The organism is Brotaphodocola sp., assembly GCF_983179755.1.
In genome coordinates this window covers 1-18,641 of record NZ_CFAHBC010000027.1, presented here as the reverse complement: position 1 = coordinate 18,641, position 18,641 = coordinate 1, and the positions used below count along the sequence as shown (strand labels likewise).

Sequence of the window (18,641 nt, the reverse complement as noted above, 5' to 3'; positions counted from 1 at the left end):
GAGATGGGACAGAAACTGTTTAATCGGATAAAAGGCCTGAGACACAGAGAAAAACCGATGGCGGAGAAAGGGGCAGAGGGTGGATTTTCCACGATGCTGGCGTACCAGATTATCAAAAAGCGCGGATTCATTGAGATTCTGTTTGCAATTGGGTGTCTGTTTTCTCTGCTTGCGATGCTTTTTGTCGATGTAAACTATGATTTGACAAAGTATGTGCCGAAGAGTGCCGTGTCCGCTCAGGGACTTGACAAGATGAAGGAAGTCTTTGGATACCCGGGAACGGCGAGAGTCATGATAAAGGACGTTTCGCTATATGAGGCGAAACAATATAAAGAAAAATTTGAAGCCGTCGATGGAGTCGATCAGGTGCTCTGGTGCGACACGACTGTCAATGTGTATGCCGGAGAAGATTTCATCAACATGGACGACATCAAAGATTACTACAAGGATAATTGTGCGGTCATGGATATCACGTTTGATGAGGAGTCGGATTCCAACCGCACGAAGAATGCGATCACCGAGCTGAAGGAGATCACCGGAGATAAGGGATGTTTCTCCGGAATGGCAATCCAGAACAAATCTCTGATTGAGACGACGGCGAGCGAGATGCAGACAATTCTTGTCGTTGCCGTGATCATGATCTTTGCGGTTCTTGCACTGACGACGACGGCGTGGACGGAGCCGATTCTTTTCATGCTTGTCATGGGGGTGGCGGTGCTTTTGAACCGTGGAACAAACATATTTATCGGAACCGTTTCGTTTCTGACGAACAATGTGGCGATTATTCTTCAGCTTGCGACCTCGATGGACTACTCGATTTTCCTGCTCGATGCCTTCCTGAGATGGAGAAATGCAGGTTTCTCCGAGGAGGAGGCGATCGTCAAGGCAGTTGAGGAAGCGATCAACTCGATTTTCGCGAGCAGTCTGACGACGGTTGTCGGCTTCCTTGCGCTTGTGACGATGAAGTTCAACATTGGCTTCGATATGGGACTGGTGCTTGCAAAGGGAATCATTTGCAGTCTGCTTGCAGTTGTCTTCTTCATGCCGGCGATGATTCTGAAGTTTGCGAAGTGGAACGACAAGACGAGACATCGTTCGTTCCTTCCGAATTTCACACCGCTTGGAAAACTTGTATACAAAGTTCGATATGTGATCCTAGCGCTTGTCATTGTGCTGACACCTCCTGCCTATGTCGCACAGGGAATGAATGATTTCCTGTTTGGAAATGATGCGGTTGGTTCTTCAGAGGGAACGAAGGTTTACGAGGACGATCAGGAGATCGTCGCAAAGTTTGGACGAAGCAATATGCTTCTTGCGATTTACCCGAACACCTCCAATGTGACGGAGAAGGAGCTCACGGATGAGCTTGAGGATCTGCCGTATGTGAAGAGTGTGACCTCAATGGCAGGAACACTTCCGGAGGGAGTTCCGGAGGACATCATTCCGTACTCGACGGCAAAACTTCTGCACCGCGGAGACACGGCGCGCATGCTGATTTACATCCGCACGAAAGGCGAGAGTGATGCTTCGTTCGAGTACACCGATCAGATCCGTGAGATTGTGAAAAAATATTATCCGGATAACTCCTATCTGGTCGGTGAGACACCGTCCACACAGGACATCAAGACGACGATCATTGCAGATAATGCCCGCGTAAATGTGCTGACTCTGCTCGGTGTATTCATTGTCGTCATGTTCAGTTTTAAGTCGGCGTTGATTCCGATCATCGTTATGATTCCAATTGAGGTTGCGATCTACTTCAATATGGCGATGCCGTATATTCAGGGTGTCAACATGATTTACATGGGATACATCATTGTCAGCAGTATTCAGCTCGGTGCGACCGTGGATTACTCAATTCTGCTGACAAACAACTACATTGCAAAGCGTCAGGAACTTCCGAAGAAAGAGGCGTGCATTTCAGCGATCGCCCAGTCCTGTTCCTCGATCCTCACATCGGGCACGATCATCACGCTTGCCGGTTATATCGTTCATCTGATTTCGACGACCGCAGCGATCGGAGATTTGGGACATCTGATCGGACGAGGAGGACTGTTTAGTCTGGTTCTTGTGCTTTTCCTGCTTCCGTCGCTCCTTGTGCTGTGTGACAGGATCATCATCGACAAGGCGTGGACGCATCCGATTCAGACTTACCGGGAAAAGATGCGCGAAAAGCGGAAACAGATGCAGGGTCAGGTGAAAGCAAAACTTGCAAAGCATTTTGAATCATAAGACTTGCATTGGAATAAGGATTGCATTGAAATGAGAAATGCATTTTTTAGAGAGTCAGGGATCATCGGAGGGAGAATAAGATGAAAAACAGATATAGAAGAATGGGTGCGACCGTGATGACGGTTGTCACGCTTGCCACGAGTCTGGTTCCGGCGCAAGCAGTGCTGGCAGGAGAGGCCTCTGCGAGTGTGGATGAGGCGATGTACGTCAATCTTGATTACTATGGTCAGATTGACAAGGTGAATATGGTCAAGAGCATCAGCCTGAATGGAACTTCGAGTTTCACGGATTACGGCGATTACACCGATGTAACAAATATGACAGATCATACGGAACCGGTTCTCGGGGATGGAAGCGTCACCTGGAACTTTGCACCGGATCAGAATGGACGGTTCTATTATAAGGGAGTCATGAAGAATGACCAGGTGACTCTGCCGTGGACATTTGATGTATCTTATAAGTTAAATGGAGTTCCGACGGATGCAGATAAACTTGCAGGGGCATCCGGAACGGTTGAGATTCACATTGATGCGACGGCAAATGAGAATGCGCGCGAGTACTACCGCAACAACATGATGCTCGCAGTCGCAGTCCTTGTTGATCTGACAAAGTGTTACAGCGTTGAGGCGGACGGGGCTCAGGTTCAGAACATCGGCAGTCAGACCGGAGTCGTTTTCACGGCACTTCCGGGTGAGGATGGAGACTACACGGTTCGCATCGGTTCGGACAGCTTTGAGAGTGATGGCGTGCTGATGACGATGATTCCGGGCACGACAAAGGATCTTGAGCATGTCAAGGATCTCAAGGATGCAAAGGATACCTGGAAGGAAGCCGGAGACCAGCTCTATGACAGTATGGAACAGATGGCACTCTCTGTGGAGTCGATGCGTGATGGAGTCAATGATCTCCAGAGCGGACTTGGATCAGCGGAGAATGTGAGAGGTGTCTGGAGCGGTTCTAAGGACAATATCCTGGACAACAATGATAAGGCGCTTGCTTCTCTGACTGCGGTGTCGGAGCAGATGCAGGCGATGGTTCCTCATATTGAGTCCGCAAAAGAGTCAGCCGAGATCGTTCATGACAGTCTCGGTGACATTGTGAATTCGATGAGAGAGATGCAGGATCCGCTGAGAAAGCTCAACACGAGCCTGCGCGGAATCAAGAGCAATACCGAGGATCTTGCTGCCGGTGTCGCTCCGTTAAATCAGCTGATGCAGACGCTGATTGCGCTTGACGCGACGCTTCAGTCGAGCGAGCAGATCTATGTGACCCAGCTTGCTTCTCTCGGAGTCAGCCTTGAGCAGGTGGAGAATGATTATTACGACGGCGATGTGGATCTGATCGATGACGTAAATGCATCGGCGCAGACGGCAACCCCGTCTTCTGCAATGGCGGCTGGAATTCCGGGGGTGACGCTGAATACTCAGCAGCTTCTTATTGCTCTGACGCAGAAGAAAGCCTACCTTGAAAAACTTTCCTCAGCAAGTACCTCTCTTGCAGGAAAACTTTCGTCACTTCTCGATGATACATCAGACGCATCTCGTTCGATGGGAGAGCTCGTCGATGAGATTGATTTCATCCTTGAGGACAGCACGGCTCTGTATGATTCTCTTGAGACGTATTACTCAGATTTTCAGCTTGCACTTGATGATTCTGAGGAGCTGGTAAACCGGACAACAAATGCGCTCGACACGAGTGTGAGCACGCTGACGCTGATTCAGAATACGATGAGAGCAAGCAGCGATTCCCTCGATGCAGCGGCACGCGACAGCATTCGCGGAAGCATGGAGGTTCTCGACAAGAGCCTGCGTGTTCTCGACAGCACGACGTCGATGCGTATGGCGGGAAGAACGATGAAGGATACGATGGATCGTGAGTGGGATGATCTCGACGGCGATACGAGATTTCTCTACATGGACCCGTCCGCGGAGAAAGTTTCGTTCACTTCGGATCAGAACGAGGAGCCGGATACACTTCAGGTCATTCTGAGAACGAAGGAGATCAGCCTTGATGATGACGATGAAGTGCTCGATGCGGAGTCTGCAAAGGCATCTGAGGGACCATTAAAGAGAATGTGGAATGTGCTTGTAAAGATGGTTCAGGCGATTATCGAGATCTTTAAGAACCGTTAATCCGTTAATCAAAGAGAAGTTGTTATTGGAAAGACAGGGATTATTAGAATTATCAGGATAATCGGGATAGAGTCGTGTTCGTGTTGGGTGGAATGGAACGAAGAAGACTACGGGAAGGAGAGACAGAAGCTATGGGAAAGAATCGGGTCATTACGATAGGAAGACAGCTTGGAAGCGGAGGAAGCTATATTGGACGGGAAGTGGCAAGACGACTGGGAATCGAGTGCTACGACAAGCGTTTGATTGAGCTGGCGTGCAAGTATGGAAATGTGGATCTTGAGCGAATGAAGGACGCGGAGGAGAAACGTGCAAATCCATTTCTGTTTTCTGTTCCGCGCGAGGTTCAGAATGATCGCACCGGACATGGCGGATCAATCAACGATATGGTGTTCAACCTCCAGTCAGCAGTGATTCGCCAGCTCGCGGAGCGGGAGTCCTGTATCATCGTCGGACGCTGTGCAGACTATGTGCTCAGGGAGCAGGAGGATGTGCGCTCGGTATTCATTTTTTCGGATCTTGGAAGTCGGATTGAGAGAGTCAGCGAGAAGCACAGGGTGCTCCGCGATCAGGCATTGAATCTGATCCGAAAGGAAGACAAGGCGAGAAGAAATTATTATGAGTGTTATGCCGGAAAACGCTGGGGATCGACAGAGAGCTATGATGTGTCATTAAACAGCGGTCGCCTTGGCTTAAATGGTTGTGTAGAAATGATTTGTGCGCTCTATAATCAGATGGAGATGAAATAAATAGTATGAGCATATTTAGAGTAAAAACAAGGACAGAAAAAAAGAGGACTCCGTTTTGGCGAAGGGGAAGACAGTGCGCGATGGCATTTCTGTTTGCAACCTGTGTTGCAGTTGCAAGCTGTCCGACCGTAAAAGTCTGGGCGTCGGAGAAGAGCGAGAGTGAGAAGACGAAGATCGGAAAAGTCTGGCTGGTTGTGGATGCAGATGTCGGAATCAAGGCGGATGTAAGCGGGGATGTGTATGTGACACCGGACGGAGGAAATACGGACCGCTACCGCATCGATGATGTTCAGCTCGTCAACGATGGCGGGGAAGAGTTCAGCAACACGAATCCACCGGAATTTGAGATCACGCTCGTCTCACAGGACGAGGAAGAATATTATTTTGCAAAGACTGGAAGTTCGGCAGTTCGCCTTGATCTTGCGACGACCGCAAAGTCGAAGTATGACAAGGTGGAGCTGATCAGTGCAAAACGCCAGAATGATAATTCTGAGCTTGTGATTCGGGGGCGTTTGATTTTCGACAAGAAGGCAGACACAAGAAAGGTAAATTCGCCGGCAGTCTCTGGCACAGCAGGGACAACAGAGACGACAGGGGCAACTGTCATCGGTGCGGGAACTTCCGTGGAAGCAGGAACAGATCGGACAGGCACCGACCAGAGAACAGATTCAAGTAATAGTGGCACGGGTAGCAATACGGAGACGGTCAGAGGCTGGGAACCGTCAGTCAAAGGGCGTGCCGTCTGGGCTCCGGTTGAGTCAGCAAAGTATTATCAGATCTTCCTTGTCAAAGATGGCAGAGAGATCGGAATTATGCGCTCGATCTACCGCACGAATTATGATTTCTCCGATCTTCTTCCGGGCGCAGGAACTTACCAGTTTAAGGTGCGCTCCGTCCGCAGTGGAAACAATGCGAAGAGCGACTGGGTGCTGTCGAATGTTATGACAGTCCAGGAGGACGGAAGTTTCTCTATTCAGGAACAATAGACCGTAGAAATCGTGTCAGGGTCTGTTTCGTCTATTGTGGTAGCGACGAAGACGGGAAATTTTCTCAGGAGGGGAGACAATCCCCTTCTGAGTCATACCCTCCGCGAGGGTGCAAAGCGCCAGTGGCGCTTGTTATGCACTGACCGCAGTGGAACGGAGATGCGCAGTTATTTTGATGAGAAGATGTCAGCAAAGCTGACCAAAATCACGCACCAAGTCGAAGCCTGCGTCGATTTGAAACCAATATTCAGAGTCTGGAATCAGAGAAAGATGCCAGACTCTTTCTTTTTGTCTTGCATCCATGTTATACTGAACAAGAACGAAGATATGGAATGATATTTATACAATACACAGGAAGATGAGGCAGAAAACATGAAACATTCCCTTTACTACAAATTTATTCTAGGGTATCTGGTTTTTGGACTGCTTGGATTTGTGGCGATTTCCACATTCTCCTCGAAGATGATGTACAATCACCTCGTAGAAGAACGCTCGGAAGCCATGTACGATGAGGCAGTCACGATTGCAGGTACATACAGCGATATTTACATCCGCGGAAAAAAGCAGGATTTACAGTCTGTGAGTCAACAGCTTCAGGCGGTGTCGAAGTTTGTTCAGGCGCAAATCTGGATGGTCAACCGCGATGGCGTGATCACTGTGGACAGCGAGTCCCCTACACGCGCGGGAAACACGATTGAGGGCTTTGACCCGACAGTCACCGGCAATCGCCCTTACTGCATCGGAGATTACTTTGGTCAGTTTTCGCATCAGGTGCTGACGGTATGCGCACCGATTACCGGAAATTATAAGACTTACGGATATGTGTTGATTCATCTTCCAATTTCCCAGATTTGGGAGGAGAGCAATCGCAGTCTGAATGTGATTTATATCTCTTCCGCGATGATTTTCCTACTCTCGCTGGTGATCCTGGTGGTGTTCACAAAGACCGTCTATTTTCCGTTAAAGAAGATCACGGAGGGAGCAAATGAGTATGCCGCAGGAAATCTGGATTACCGCATTGACCTTCACTCGCAGGATGAGATGGGATACCTTGCGGGAACTTTAAACTACATGTCCGGGGAACTCAACAAGATGGAGGAGTACCAGAGAACTTTTATTGCAAATGTCTCCCACGATTTCCGCTCTCCGCTGACCTCGATCAAGGGCTATTTGGAGGCGATCATCGACGGAACGATTCCGCCGGAATTTTATGAGAAATATCTGACGAGGGTGATTTCTGAGACGGAGCGACTCACAAAGCTGACTCAGGGAATGTTGACGTTAAATTCCCTCGACAGCAAAGGTTATCTTTCCAGAAGCAATTTTGATATTACGAGGGTGATCAAGGATACAGTCGCCTCGTTTGAGGGAATCTGCGGGTCGAGAGACATCACGTTTGATCTGACGTTTTCCGACACGATTTTGATGGTGTATGCAGATCTCGGAAAAATTCAGCAGGTGCTCTACAACCTGATCGACAATGCGATCAAATTCAGTCATGACAGTTCGACGATTTTTGTGCAGGCGTATACGAGAAACGAAAAGATTTTTGTCTCGGTAAAGGATACCGGAATCGGCATTCCGCGTGACAGTGTGAAAAAGATCTGGGAGCGGTTTTACAAGACGGATCTCTCGCGCGGAAAGGATAAGAAGGGAACCGGACTTGGACTCGCGATCGTCAAGGAGATTATTCAGGCACATGGAGAAAATATTGATGTGATCAGCACCGAGGGAGTTGGATCAGAATTTATCTTCTCCCTGCCACGTTCCACGAACCTGTAACTCAGAGCGGATATCCCCCTCCTATATAGGTGTGGGTATCGCAAACTTTCTCGGGAGGGGAGACAATCCTCTTCTGAGTTATATGCTCCGCGAGGGTGCAAAGCGCCAGTGGCGCTTGTTATGCACCGACCGCAGTGGAACGGAGATTCGCAGTGATTTTGAATAGAAGAAAATGAAATTTAAAGTTTTCAGGGAAGGAGAGACAGTGTGAAACAAGCCGGAAAACAGGCAGGAAGAGTCAAAATGATGGGAAACACAGGAATTATGGGAAGAACAAAAGGACTTTTGAGACCTCTGCTTGTCATGATCTTTGCTTTGAATATTGCGTGCTCTGCTTTTGCGTCGGAGTCGGAAAAGATCATGGAAGTCAATTTGGAGATTGAGGCATATCTGGAAGATTCAGAGAGCAGAGGCGATGTGAGTGTAAGTACCGGGGACACGACCTATCGCATCAGAAATATTGAGGTTCTGAATGAGAATGAGGATTGGAGCAAGGCTGCACCGAAAATCTCTGTCGAATTCAAGGCGAAGAAAGGATATTATTTCGGAACTGCGGATGAGGAAATGTTTTCATTCGAGGGAGATGAGGTCACCTTCGTCTCTGCAAAGGTGAAAAACAATGGTTCTGGCATGACCCTGATTTTTACGCTCGGAAGTGATGAGGATGATCTGAGTGTGCATGGACTTTCCTGGAACGAGGAAGACGGATTTGCAGAGTGGGAGGAGAATGACAACGCGAGAGTCTATCAGGTAAAACTTTACCGCAATGATGTTGCAGTTGGCTCGACACGGATGACAAAGAACACAACCTACGATTTTTCGGAGGCAACTTCCAAAAGTGGACGGTATCGCTTTATGGTGCGCGCTGTTGGAACCGGGTCTGAGCGCGGAGCGTGGGAGACGTCTGAAATCTGGCATGTGCTGGCAGATGAGGATCAGGATCTGACGGGAGGGATGACGGCTTCCGAACGTTCTGCTATAACGAGTGTTCTTCCGGTGACAGATGGAAAGTCTGCGGAAGGCTGGGAGAAAGATGAGACAGGGTGGTGGTATCGCTATGCAGATGGCAATTATCCGAGTTCACGCTGGGCAAAAATCAATGGCAAGTGGTATTTCTTTGATGAAAATGGCTATATGAAGACTGGCTGGATCAAGTACAAGACAAAATGGTATTACTGTGACGAGAGTGGAGCGATGCTTACTGGGACAAAGACGCCGGACGGATATTCGGTGGGTGCAGACGGAGTGTGGATTTCGTAAATGTCGTCGCTATTTGTGCAGTGCGCGAACAGCAATAAATGTCAGAAAATTTAGCTGGAAATGTTGCTATTGACTAACAGCCCTCTGCATGATTATACTGAAAAAAAGGAATAAAAACCGAATAGAAACCAAAGAACCTGCAAAGGATAAGAAATGTATTGATAGATCAATAACATAGAAAAACCGGAAAGATTCAGTAGAGTTGTGTGTTGCATACACAGGCATGGGAGGGTGAATCATGCAGTCGTTGTGGGAAATGAAAGTTGGAGAATCTGGTACAGTCAAATGGATGATGGGGAATTCTGCCGTGATGGAATTTCTGAGAAGGCACGAGATTAAGGAGGGAAATCTGATTCGAGTGTTTCAGAAAGGAAAGAGCGGTGTGATTGCCGGAACTGGAAATCGACGATTTGCGATTGCCGGGGAAGTAGCGGAGCGGATCAAAATTTGATCCGCTCTTTTTTTATTACTTTTTCACCTCAAACTTGTAGCCGATTCCCCAGACGGTTGTCAGTGCCCAATTTGCGTGATCTTTGATCTTTTCACGCAGACGTTTGATGTGGACATCCACAGTTCTTGTGTCACCAATGTACTCATATCCCCAGATGTGGTCGAGAAGCTGTTCTCTCGTGAACACCTGATTCGGGGAGGAAGCCAGAAAATACAGAAGCTCAAGCTCTTTCGGTGGCATTTCCACGGAGTGTCCGCAGTAGGTGACGGAGTAGTTTGTCAGATTTACGATTAAATCCGGGTATTCCACATATTCGCCCTGCTGTTTCGGCTCTGTCGTCGCCGGTGACGGAACTGCCTGATAACGGCGAAGAACCGCTTTGACGCGGGCGACAAGTTCCTTCGAATCAAACGGTTTGATTATGTAGTCGTCTGCGCCAAGCTCAAGACCGAGCACTTTGTCGAAGATCTCGCCCTTTGCGGAGAGCATGATAATTGGAACCTGGGAGGTCATGCGAAGCTCCCGGCAGACCTGATATCCGTCAATGCCCGGAAGCATCAGGTCAAGCAGAATCAGGTTTGGTTTAAAATCAGGAAAGACCCGAAGTGCCATCTCTCCGTCATTTACAATCTTCGTCTCGTAACATTCTTTCATGAGATAGAGAGAGATTAATTCTGCAATGTTCTCATCGTCATCTACAATCAAAATTCGCTGTTTTTCAGCCATGATCGGTTCATCCCTTTCCTGTTAGTCTAGTATTTATTGTTTATTTGAAGACAACGATCGTAACGCCGGCATCGCCTTCTCCAAAACCGCCGAGATGGAATTCTTTTACATATTTCAGCTTCTTTAAATGGCGGTGAATACCTGCGCGCAGAGCACCGGTTCCCTTTCCGTGAACGACGCGAACCTGCGGAAGATGGGCGATATAGGCATCGTCGAGGTACTTGTCGAGTTCCGGGATTGCCTCGTCGACAGTCTTTCCGAGCAGGTTGATTTCCATCGAAACCGTGGAAGATTTCGACATCTTGATCGAACTGCTTCCGCTTCCCTTTCTGCGGGTGTCAAGTCCCGGTGCACTGATTGAGTTCTCCTGAATCAGCTCAAGGTCGCTCAAATTTACCTTGGAGCGAAGGATTCCCATCTGGACAAAGAGGTTGCCCTGAGCGTCTGGAAGGGAGCTGATCGTTCCCTTGAGGTTCATCGAGAGGACGCGGACGCTGTCGCCGAGACGCAGGGTCTTCGGATTGATCGCCTTGTGCGGTTTGCTCTCCTGATTTAATGAGAGCTTGCTGTCGACTTTCTTTAAGTTTTCGCGGATCTTCGTTCGCTCTGCCTCAAGTGCGCGGGTGTCGACGCCGGAGGAGGCAGCGAGCTTGTTGATGTTCTTGATTGTGCGGTCGGCTGTCTCTTTTGCCTGACGCAGAATGCGCTGGGCTTCTTCATTTGCAGAGCGGATCATCTTGTCCTTGCGCTCATCAAACCGCTCTTCCTTCTGTTCCAGACGGGACTTCAGGCTTGCGATTTCAGCCTTGTAGGACTGGATCTCCTCGCGCTCTTTCTCGATCGTCACACGGCTCTCCTCGAGACGACTGATCACATCCTCGAATGTCTCATCCTCGGTCTCAATATGGCTCTTTGCATCCTCGATGATGTAATCCGGAAGACCGAGACGGCTTGCGATCGCAAATGCATTACTCTTTCCCGGAACACCGATCAGAAGGCGGTAGGTCGGGCGAAGCGTTTGAACATCAAATTCACAGCAGGCATTCTCAACGCCCGGTGTGCTGAGGGCGTAGACTTTGAGCTCGCTGTAATGGGTCGTTGCCATCGTCCGGCATTTCATATTGTGGAGGAAATTCAGCACTGCGATTGCGAGGGCAGCACCCTCGGTCGGGTCAGTTCCGGCACCAAGCTCATCAAAGAGGCAGAGAGAGTGGCTGTCGGCTTTTCCGAGAATATCGACGATGCTTGTCATATGAGCGGAGAATGTACTCAGACTCTGCTCAATGCTCTGCTCATCTCCGATGTCGGCAAATACCTCATCGAAGACAGCAAGCTCGGAGCCGTCGAATGCCGGAATGTGGAGACCAGACTGTCCCATTAAAGTGAACAGACCGACGGTTTTTAAAGAAACCGTCTTACCACCGGTGTTCGGACCCGTGACGATCAGCAGGTCGAAGTCCTGACCGAGCCAGATCGTGATCGGGACTGCCTTCTGCGGGTCGAGCAGAGGATGGCGACCGTCCTTGATGTGGATGCGTCCCTCGGTGTTGAAAACCGGCTCACTTCCCTTGTAGTGGCGGGAGAGAGCGGCTTTTGCAAACACAAAATCGAGGTGAGTCAAAAGCTGTAAATTGATCGCGAGAACTTCGGTGTACGGGGCGAGACGCTCACTCAAGGTTGCAAGCACTGCCTCGATCTCTTTCTGCTCCTGAATCTCAAGCGTGCGAAGTTCGTTGTTCAGCTGAATCACTGCCATCGGCTCGATGAAGAGCGTGGAACCTGTTGCAGACTGGTCGTGAACCATACCGTTTACCTGTCCCTTGTACTCTGCCTTGACCGGCAGACAATAGCGACCGTCACGCATTGTAATGACGGCATCCTGAAGATAGGTACGGCAGGAATTGAGTACGCTGTTTAACTGGGTGTGAATCCGGTCGTTGATGGTGCTCATCGAACGGCGGACTTTGTGGAGTCCCGGGCTTGCATCGTCGGCAACCTCATCCTCGGAGAGGATACAGCGCTTGATCTCGTTATTTTCAGGAGTCAGGGGCTCAAGTTCGCGGAACATCTCATCGAGGGAGTCATCTGGAAATTCCTCGGACACATCGTGGCGACCGTAGGAGCGTGCACGCGCGCAGACAGTCAAAAGGGAACTGATCGAGAGCAGTTCCGGGATGCTCAAGGCGCTTCCGATCTCGAGACGCTTTAAGGAGTCGCGGATGTCGCGAACTCCGCTCAGCGAGAGATTTCCTTTCATGCGGACACGGGTTACGGCATCGCTGGTTTCTGCCTGTGCCTGACGGATCTCGTTTAAATCCGAGGACGGAACAAGATTTTTGCAGAGCAGCTTTCCGGGAGCAGAGCCCGCGTACTCGGTCAGCTGGGAGATGATTTTTTCGTATTCGAGAGTCTTTAATGCTTTTTTATTCATAATTAAATCTCAAAATCCTCATTTCTAAAATTCTATAATGTTTTATGGGTTTTCTTTTGCGCTCATTATACCACGATTCATACCTTCGGTACTTGAAGCTACTTCGTAGCTATCGTGATCGCCATTCGCCACTCGGGATGAACAAGTAAACTTGTTTTCCCTTGTTAACGCTCATTATATCATGATTTTTTTTTTCGTGAAAGACCTCCTGAAATTTGAGAAATCATTTCCGGAAAGTTTTTTCGTGACAGAAATGTACTTTTGCTTCAAATTCGGAACAAGGATGGCGAAAAGTTTGTAGTTGCAGAATTAAACGAAGAACCTTATAATTAGGTTAGGTTTTTCAGGGAGGATTATGAGGTTAGGAGGTTTACGATGCCTGAAATACAGGGTCCTAAGAAAGGATCTGGCGAAAAAAAGAGCCGGCAGTTTATCAGCGAAAAGATCGTAAAGCAACCTCTGACAAAGAGGCAGGTTGCCACGCGCGGGGTCTTTGTGGTCTGTACGGCGCTGATATTTGGTGCGGTGTCTGCGTTCAGTTTTATGGCAGTGAAGCCGTTTGCTGGACGGCTTTTCGGAGAGGAAGAGCCGACTGAGACACCCGTATTCATACCGAAAGATGAACCGACCGATGTCTCAGCACCTGATGAGACGGAACCGACAGAGAGTGAGCCGATTGAAGAGCAGGTGCAGACGGTTATGGAAAATTACCGTTTCACGGTGGACGATATGAATTCCATGCTGAGCAGTCTGCGGATGCAGGTGCAGAAGGCAGAGAAGGGAATTGTGACGGTTCATTCCGTTCAGCAGGGGACAGACTGGTTCGACAATTCCATGGAGACGACAGGTCTGTATGCCGGAGCCATTGTGGCAGATAACGGGCAGGAGATCCTGATTCTGACTCCCGATTCAGCAGTTGAGAATGCCGATTCGATCCGGGTAGTATTTGGAGAGAAACAGGAGACGGATGGTCAGATCAAGCAGAAAGATACCGTGTCGGGTATGGCAGTTGTCAGTGTCAGTATCGGAGCACTCGAGAACAGTGTGAAAGATTCTCTCGAGGTTCTCACACTGGGAAATTCCTACACCGTTCGGCAGGGCGATCTGATTCTGGCAGTCGGAGGTCCTTCCGGAATTGTACATTCTCTCGATTACGGGTATGTATCCTATGTGCAGAAAAATGCCCTGATGGCAGATCGTGTGTGCCGTGTGCTGTACTCACGCATTTCGGCAGATGCTCAGAAGGGAACATTTCTGCTGAATACGTCGGGAGAACTCATCGGATGGGCGATGGAACCCCAGGGAAATGCGGACGGGAGCGTAAATTCGACGGTACAGATTATGGGTATCTCTGACTATAAGGGGATTCTCGAAAGGTTGACAAATGGTGCTCAAGCGCCATATCTCGGTGTAATTGGTCAGGAAGTGTCTGAGAGCATGACTGCTCAGGGACTGCCGAGCGGAATTTATGTGATGAATGTAGTTACGGACAGCCCTGCCTACAATGCGGGCATCCAGAGCGGTGATGTGATTGTCGGAATCAATGGAGCTTCGATTACTTCGATGAAAGAGTATCAGAGTGCTGTCGATGGAATGGAAGTCGGACAGCAGGCGACAGTTAGCGTGGAGCGCAACGGGCGTGAGCAGTACGCACAGCTGGAATTTCCGGTCACGATCGGTTCAAGGTAAAGATCAGAGATCGCATAAAAAAGTCAGAAAAGTAAGTCAGACGAGGTAAAAAAGAAAGAAGAGGAAACGAAAAAAATGAAGTATATTGGTAGCTTGAAGGAAGGAATGCGAATTTCGGAGGTGTATCTGTGCAAGAGCAGACAGATCTCTCTGACGAAGGCGGGAAAAGAGTACGGAAGTCTGGTGCTTCAGGACAAGACGGGAACCGTGGATGCAAAGATCTGGGATCTGGGTTCCCCGGGAATCGGAAATTTTGATGCGATGGACTATGTATCTGTGGATGCAGATGTGACGATGTTCATGGGTTCCTGTCAGCTCAATGTAAAGAGAATTCGCAAGGCAGACGAGGACGAGTATATTCCGGCAGACTATCTTCCGGTTTCCAAGAAGAACATTGGAAAGATGTACGCAGAGCTTCTGAACTTGATTGCAAGCATGAAGAATCCTTACCTGAAAAAGCTGGCAGAGAGCTACTTTGTGGAGGATGCAGATTTTGCGAAAGCCTTCCAGTTTCACAGCGCAGCAAAGAGTGTTCATCATGGATTTGTGGGCGGTCTTCTCGAGCATACGCTCGGTGTCACAAAGATGTGCGATTATTTTTCCCATGCATATCCGACGCTCAACCGTGATCTTTTGCTGACCTCGGCGATGTTCCACGATATTGGCAAGATGAAAGAGTTGTCCGTGTTCCCAGAGAATGATTACACCGATGACGGTCAGCTCCTCGGGCATATTATCATCGGCACGATGATGCTCAGCGAGCGAATCAAGACGATTCCGGGATTCCCGAAAAAGCTGGCATCTGAGTTGGAACATTGTATTCTGGCGCATCACGGTGAGTTGGAGTACGGTTCCCCGAAGAAGCCGGCTCTGCTTGAGGCGCTTGCACTGAACTTTGCAGACAATGCAGACGCAAAGCTGGAGACGATGATTGAGGCACTTGAGAGTGGTGGCGAGAATCCGGGATGGCTTGGATACAACCGTTTCCTCGAGACCAATATCCGAAAGACTTCTGAGAATTGATCTGATTTTTGAGAACAAAAAAGACGGAAAGACTGTTTGAATACTGTTTTAATTTAATTATGAAAAAAGAACTGAACTATTTCTATATTGGGGACTCTCTTGGTGGAAACCAGGAGTGGTTCTCGGGATTTATGATGAAAAAAGGCGGATGCGGTGCGGAGACTGCGTGTGATATCAGCGTTTATCTGGCAAAGTATTTCGGCATGACGAACCTGTACCCGTACAGTCTTGATCCCGTGGAGAAAGATGACTATGTGCGCTTTGCGGATAAAATGCGCCCATACTTAAGTCCGCGTCCGATGGGGATCAACCGCCTCGACATCTATATGGAGGGAATCGAGAAGTATTTTCGTGATGCGGGATCACCGGAGCTTGTCACCGAACCTCTCGCCGGAGATCTTCCATGGGAGAAAGCGGGGAAGAGACTGCGCAATCAGATTGATGCGGGCTACCCGGTTCCATGCCTGATCCTCAAACACAAGAATCCTAAGATGGAAGACTATGTGTGGCACTGGTTTCTCCTCATTGGTTATAAGGTGGAGGATACACCGGATGCGCCGAACGCACGTCTGCGGGTGAAGACGGTTACATACAGTGAATCACAGTGGCTGGACTTTCAGGAGCTGTGGGAGACTGGATACCGGGAAAAAGGCGGTCTTATCCTGCTAAAACAAAGGGAGTACTTTTAAGTAACTGTTTGATAGAAAAAGTACCGAGAATACCGAAATAAAAGTGGAAAGTGGAAGTGAAAAAGAAAAGGGCTACCGCAGAAAGCGGATTCATTCCGTATCCTGTGGTAGCCCTTTTCAAAAGGAGGTAGTTGTATGGTGTTTTCTATCTATGGTAAAACGCGACGATGAATGTTATGATGTAATGTTGTGATGTCTTCTGTCATGGAATCATGTCACGTCATATTTTTGGACGGTCCTGGTAACGGTTGCGCGCGGTTTGCCACCAGGCCCTTTTATGGTAAATAATATAACGAACCTTTTTAGTTGATTGTTCATTATGGAATGTTTCGGAAGGTTTTTCTGTCTCCCTCACATCATGGTTATATCTTACTGGAAAAATGTGTCTAAAGTTTGAGCGGTTTCTAAAGGATTTGGGAAGATTAGAAAGAAAGTATAACGAAATTTTGAGTTTTTGTTAAGAATTGAGCAAAGGAATAAGTGTATGGAATTTAAGAAGAATGAAGTGTTTCAGGTAAGAATCGAGGACATGAGCAGTGAGGGTGAGGGAATCGGAAAGACCGATGGTTTTGCATGGTTTATCAAAGACACGGTGACCGGAGACCTCGTGGAAGCAAGTGTGATGAAGACGAAAAAGTCGTATGGGTTTGCGAGACTCATCCGCGTGATAGAGCCGTCGCCGGATCGCACGGAGCCGAAATGTCCGGTTGCCCGTCCGTGCGGAGGATGTCAGCTTCAGAATATGAGCTACAAGGCACAGCTTCGATTCAAGGAGAATAAGATCCGCAACAATTTGCAGAGAATCGGTGGGCTGACGGAGATTCCGATGGAGCCGATCATCGGGATGGAGGAGCCGTGGCGCTATCGCAACAAGGCACAGTTTCCATTTGGACGAGATAAGAACGGAAGAATCATCACAGGATTCTATGCGGGCAGAACCCACCAGATTATCGAGAGCGAAGACTGTCTGCTCGGAGTCGAGGAGAACCAGAAGATTCTCGACTGCATTCGCACTCATATGGAAGAATATCACATTGCCCCGTATGACGAGACGGCGCATACCGGGCTTGTTCGCCATGTCCTGATCCGAAAAGGCTTCCGAACCGGAGAAATGATGGTGTGCCTTGTCCTGAATGGAAAAGTAAAGAAGTTTACGGCAATCGATCAGCTTGTGGAAAAGTTGAGAATCCTTTATCCGAACATGATGAGTATTTCTTGTAGTATTAACACTGAGAAGACGAATGTAATTATGGGAAAGGAAATCGTGAACCTGTACGGACCGGGATTTATCACGGATTATATTGGAAATGTCAAATACCAGATTTCTCCGCTCTCGTTTTACCAGGTCAATCCGGTTCAGACCGAGCGTCTGTACCAGACTGCGCTTGAGTATGCTGGATTAAACGGCGGAGAGATCGTCTGGGATCTCTACTGTGGAATTGGAACGATCTCTCTGTTCCTCGCACAGAAGGCGAAGAAGGTCTATGGCGTTGAGATCGTCCCGCAGGCGATCGATGATGCGCGCGAGAATGCCAAGATCAATGGATTTGGGAATGTGGAATTTTTTGTCGGAAAGGCGGAGGAGATTTTGCCTGAGCAGTATGAGAAAAATCAGGTCTATGCGGATGTGATTGTGGTAGATCCGCCACGCAAGGGCTGTGACGAAGTCTGCCTGAACACGATTGTGAAGATGGCACCGAAGCGCGTTGTCTATGTGAGCTGTGATTCCGCGACACTCGCACGGGATGTGAAGTATTTAGGGGAGCATGGATATCGGGTTGTGCGCGTCCGCGGTTGCGACATGTTCCCCAATTCGGGTCATGTGGAAACCGTGATTTTATTTTCAAGAGAAGATTAGAAAAGATTAAGTGACCGGTCTAGCGATGCTGGGATTGTGTCTTGATTATCTTGATTAAATTATTGGAACGATTGGAACGAGCAGAAAATCAAAACTGGCAGGCGAGTGATCATAGCTTTCTTGCCAGTATTTTTTTATCTGGCGGAGATTAAGTCAGAGATTTTACTATATGAAATTATTGGTTCTTGTGGTAGGATATAGGTCTGGCAGAAGATCGGGGAAACGGTTGATCCACGGATAGCAGAGGAGAACAACAGAGAAAAAGAAAAGGCGAATATATATCCGCGAAAAACGTGAAAATATATATAAACGAAAAAAACAGAAAAAGTAGAAAAAATGCTTGACGTTCTCGATTGTGTGTGATATTATAAATCTCGCCCCTGAAAAAGGGGCGCTGATTTAAAAAGAAAATCAGAGAAAAATAAAAAAGTTATTGACAGATCAATGACAATGTGATATGATATAAAAGTTGCCGCTGAGATGTGAACAACGAAGAAGTCAAAAAACTTCAAAATAAAATAAAAAAGTGCTTGACAATTCAAAAGCAACGTGATAAAATGTAAAAGTTGCCGCTGAAAAACAAAGCAACAAACTGAACCTTGAAAATGAAAGATTGAACAGTGTTTAAAACCCTGA

General features: G+C 48.3%; 13 protein-coding genes. 11 read left to right on the top strand and 2 right to left on the bottom strand.

The window, feature by feature from the left end:
• Positions 1 to 3: 3 nt before the first annotated feature.
• The 7 genes from AC4EVX_RS09970 to AC4EVX_RS09940 all read left to right on the top strand — a co-directional run bounded on the left by AC4EVX_RS09970 (position 4) and on the right by AC4EVX_RS09940 (position 9,589).
• Complete coding sequence (locus AC4EVX_RS09970) at positions 4 to 2,232, top strand: efflux RND transporter permease subunit (RefSeq protein WP_490160122.1); 2,229 nt, start codon at positions 4 to 6, stop codon at positions 2,230 to 2,232.
• A gap of 80 nt (positions 2,233 to 2,312) precedes the next feature.
• Complete coding sequence (locus AC4EVX_RS09965; protein WP_490160121.1) at positions 2,313 to 4,364, top strand: hypothetical protein; 2,052 nt, start codon at positions 2,313 to 2,315, stop codon at positions 4,362 to 4,364.
• A 131-nt stretch (positions 4,365 to 4,495) separates the two neighbouring features.
• Positions 4,496 to 5,110: a cytidylate kinase-like family protein gene (locus tag AC4EVX_RS09960; protein ID WP_490160120.1), complete on the top strand. Its 615-nt coding sequence runs from the start codon at positions 4,496 to 4,498 to the stop codon at positions 5,108 to 5,110.
• Positions 5,111 to 5,190: 80 nt separating this feature from the next.
• The gene (locus tag AC4EVX_RS09955; RefSeq protein WP_490160119.1) at positions 5,191 to 6,096 is read left to right on the top strand and encodes a hypothetical protein; all 906 of its coding nucleotides are present in this window, start codon (positions 5,191 to 5,193) and stop codon (positions 6,094 to 6,096) included.
• A 372-nt stretch (positions 6,097 to 6,468) separates the two neighbouring features.
• Complete coding sequence (locus AC4EVX_RS09950) at positions 6,469 to 7,878, top strand: HAMP domain-containing sensor histidine kinase (protein WP_177977237.1); 1,410 nt, start codon at positions 6,469 to 6,471, stop codon at positions 7,876 to 7,878.
• A gap of 243 nt (positions 7,879 to 8,121) precedes the next feature.
• Positions 8,122 to 9,138: an N-acetylmuramoyl-L-alanine amidase family protein gene (locus AC4EVX_RS09945; RefSeq protein ID WP_490160118.1), complete on the top strand. Its 1,017-nt coding sequence runs from the start codon at positions 8,122 to 8,124 to the stop codon at positions 9,136 to 9,138.
• Positions 9,139 to 9,376: 238 nt separating this feature from the next.
• The gene (locus AC4EVX_RS09940) at positions 9,377 to 9,589 is read left to right on the top strand and encodes a FeoA domain-containing protein (protein ID WP_177977238.1); all 213 of its coding nucleotides are present in this window, start codon (positions 9,377 to 9,379) and stop codon (positions 9,587 to 9,589) included.
• Between the two features lie 15 nt (positions 9,590 to 9,604).
• Here the strand turns inward: AC4EVX_RS09940 and AC4EVX_RS09935 are convergent, their stop codons facing one another.
• The gene (locus tag AC4EVX_RS09935; RefSeq protein WP_308450795.1) at positions 9,605 to 10,315 is read right to left on the bottom strand and encodes a response regulator transcription factor; all 711 of its coding nucleotides are present in this window, start codon (positions 10,313 to 10,315) and stop codon (positions 9,605 to 9,607) included.
• Between the two features lie 40 nt (positions 10,316 to 10,355).
• Positions 10,356 to 12,746 carry an endonuclease MutS2 gene (locus AC4EVX_RS09930; RefSeq protein WP_177977240.1) on the bottom strand — a complete coding sequence of 797 codons (2,391 nt, stop codon included), beginning with the start codon at positions 12,744 to 12,746 and terminating at the stop codon, positions 10,356 to 10,358.
• Positions 12,747 to 13,121: 375 nt separating this feature from the next.
• On the opposite strand from AC4EVX_RS09930, the gene AC4EVX_RS09925 reads away from it, so the two are divergent.
• The 4 genes from AC4EVX_RS09925 (at position 13,122) to rlmD (ending at position 18,005) form a co-directional block, all read left to right on the top strand.
• Entirely contained in the window at positions 13,122 to 14,435 is a 1,314-nt protein-coding gene (locus AC4EVX_RS09925; RefSeq protein ID WP_308450793.1) for a S1C family serine protease, read from the top strand.
• A gap of 75 nt (positions 14,436 to 14,510) precedes the next feature.
• Positions 14,511 to 15,458: a 3'-5' exoribonuclease YhaM family protein gene (locus tag AC4EVX_RS09920; protein WP_490160117.1), complete on the top strand. Its 948-nt coding sequence runs from the start codon at positions 14,511 to 14,513 to the stop codon at positions 15,456 to 15,458.
• Positions 15,459 to 15,589: 131 nt separating this feature from the next.
• Positions 15,590 to 16,147, top strand: a complete 558-nt coding sequence (locus AC4EVX_RS09915) for a hypothetical protein (protein WP_490160116.1) — start codon at positions 15,590 to 15,592, stop codon at positions 16,145 to 16,147.
• A 484-nt stretch (positions 16,148 to 16,631) separates the two neighbouring features.
• Positions 16,632 to 18,005, top strand: coding sequence for a 23S rRNA (uracil(1939)-C(5))-methyltransferase RlmD (gene rlmD / locus AC4EVX_RS09910; RefSeq protein ID WP_177977244.1), 1,374 nt, complete (start codon positions 16,632 to 16,634; stop codon positions 18,003 to 18,005).
• Positions 18,006 to 18,641 lie beyond the last annotated feature (636 nt).

Bases quoted from the DNA above. Each gene is read 5' to 3' on its own strand.
- AC4EVX_RS09955 (WP_490160119.1), top strand. From the start codon at position 5,191: ATGGCATTTCTGTTTGCAACCTGTGTTGCAGTTGCAAGCTGTCCGACC.
- AC4EVX_RS09920 (WP_490160117.1), top strand. From the start codon at position 14,511: ATGAAGTATATTGGTAGCTTGAAGGAAGGAATGCGAATTTCGGAGGTG.
- AC4EVX_RS09915 (WP_490160116.1), top strand. From the start codon at position 15,590: ATGATGAAAAAAGGCGGATGCGGTGCGGAGACTGCGTGTGATATCAGC.
- AC4EVX_RS09950 (WP_177977237.1), top strand. From the start codon at position 6,469: ATGAAACATTCCCTTTACTACAAATTTATTCTAGGGTATCTGGTTTTT.
- rlmD (WP_177977244.1), top strand. From the start codon at position 16,632: ATGGAATTTAAGAAGAATGAAGTGTTTCAGGTAAGAATCGAGGACATG.
- AC4EVX_RS09965 (WP_490160121.1), top strand. From the start codon at position 2,313: ATGAAAAACAGATATAGAAGAATGGGTGCGACCGTGATGACGGTTGTC.
- AC4EVX_RS09925 (WP_308450793.1), top strand. From the start codon at position 13,122: ATGCCTGAAATACAGGGTCCTAAGAAAGGATCTGGCGAAAAAAAGAGC.
- AC4EVX_RS09960 (WP_490160120.1), top strand. From the start codon at position 4,496: ATGGGAAAGAATCGGGTCATTACGATAGGAAGACAGCTTGGAAGCGGA.
- AC4EVX_RS09935 (WP_308450795.1), bottom strand. From the start codon at position 10,315: ATGGCTGAAAAACAGCGAATTTTGATTGTAGATGACGATGAGAACATT.
- AC4EVX_RS09970 (WP_490160122.1), top strand. From the start codon at position 4: ATGGGACAGAAACTGTTTAATCGGATAAAAGGCCTGAGACACAGAGAA.
- AC4EVX_RS09945 (WP_490160118.1), top strand. From the start codon at position 8,122: ATGATGGGAAACACAGGAATTATGGGAAGAACAAAAGGACTTTTGAGA.
- AC4EVX_RS09940 (WP_177977238.1), top strand. From the start codon at position 9,377: ATGCAGTCGTTGTGGGAAATGAAAGTTGGAGAATCTGGTACAGTCAAA.
- AC4EVX_RS09930 (WP_177977240.1), bottom strand. From the start codon at position 12,746: ATGAATAAAAAAGCATTAAAGACTCTCGAATACGAAAAAATCATCTCC.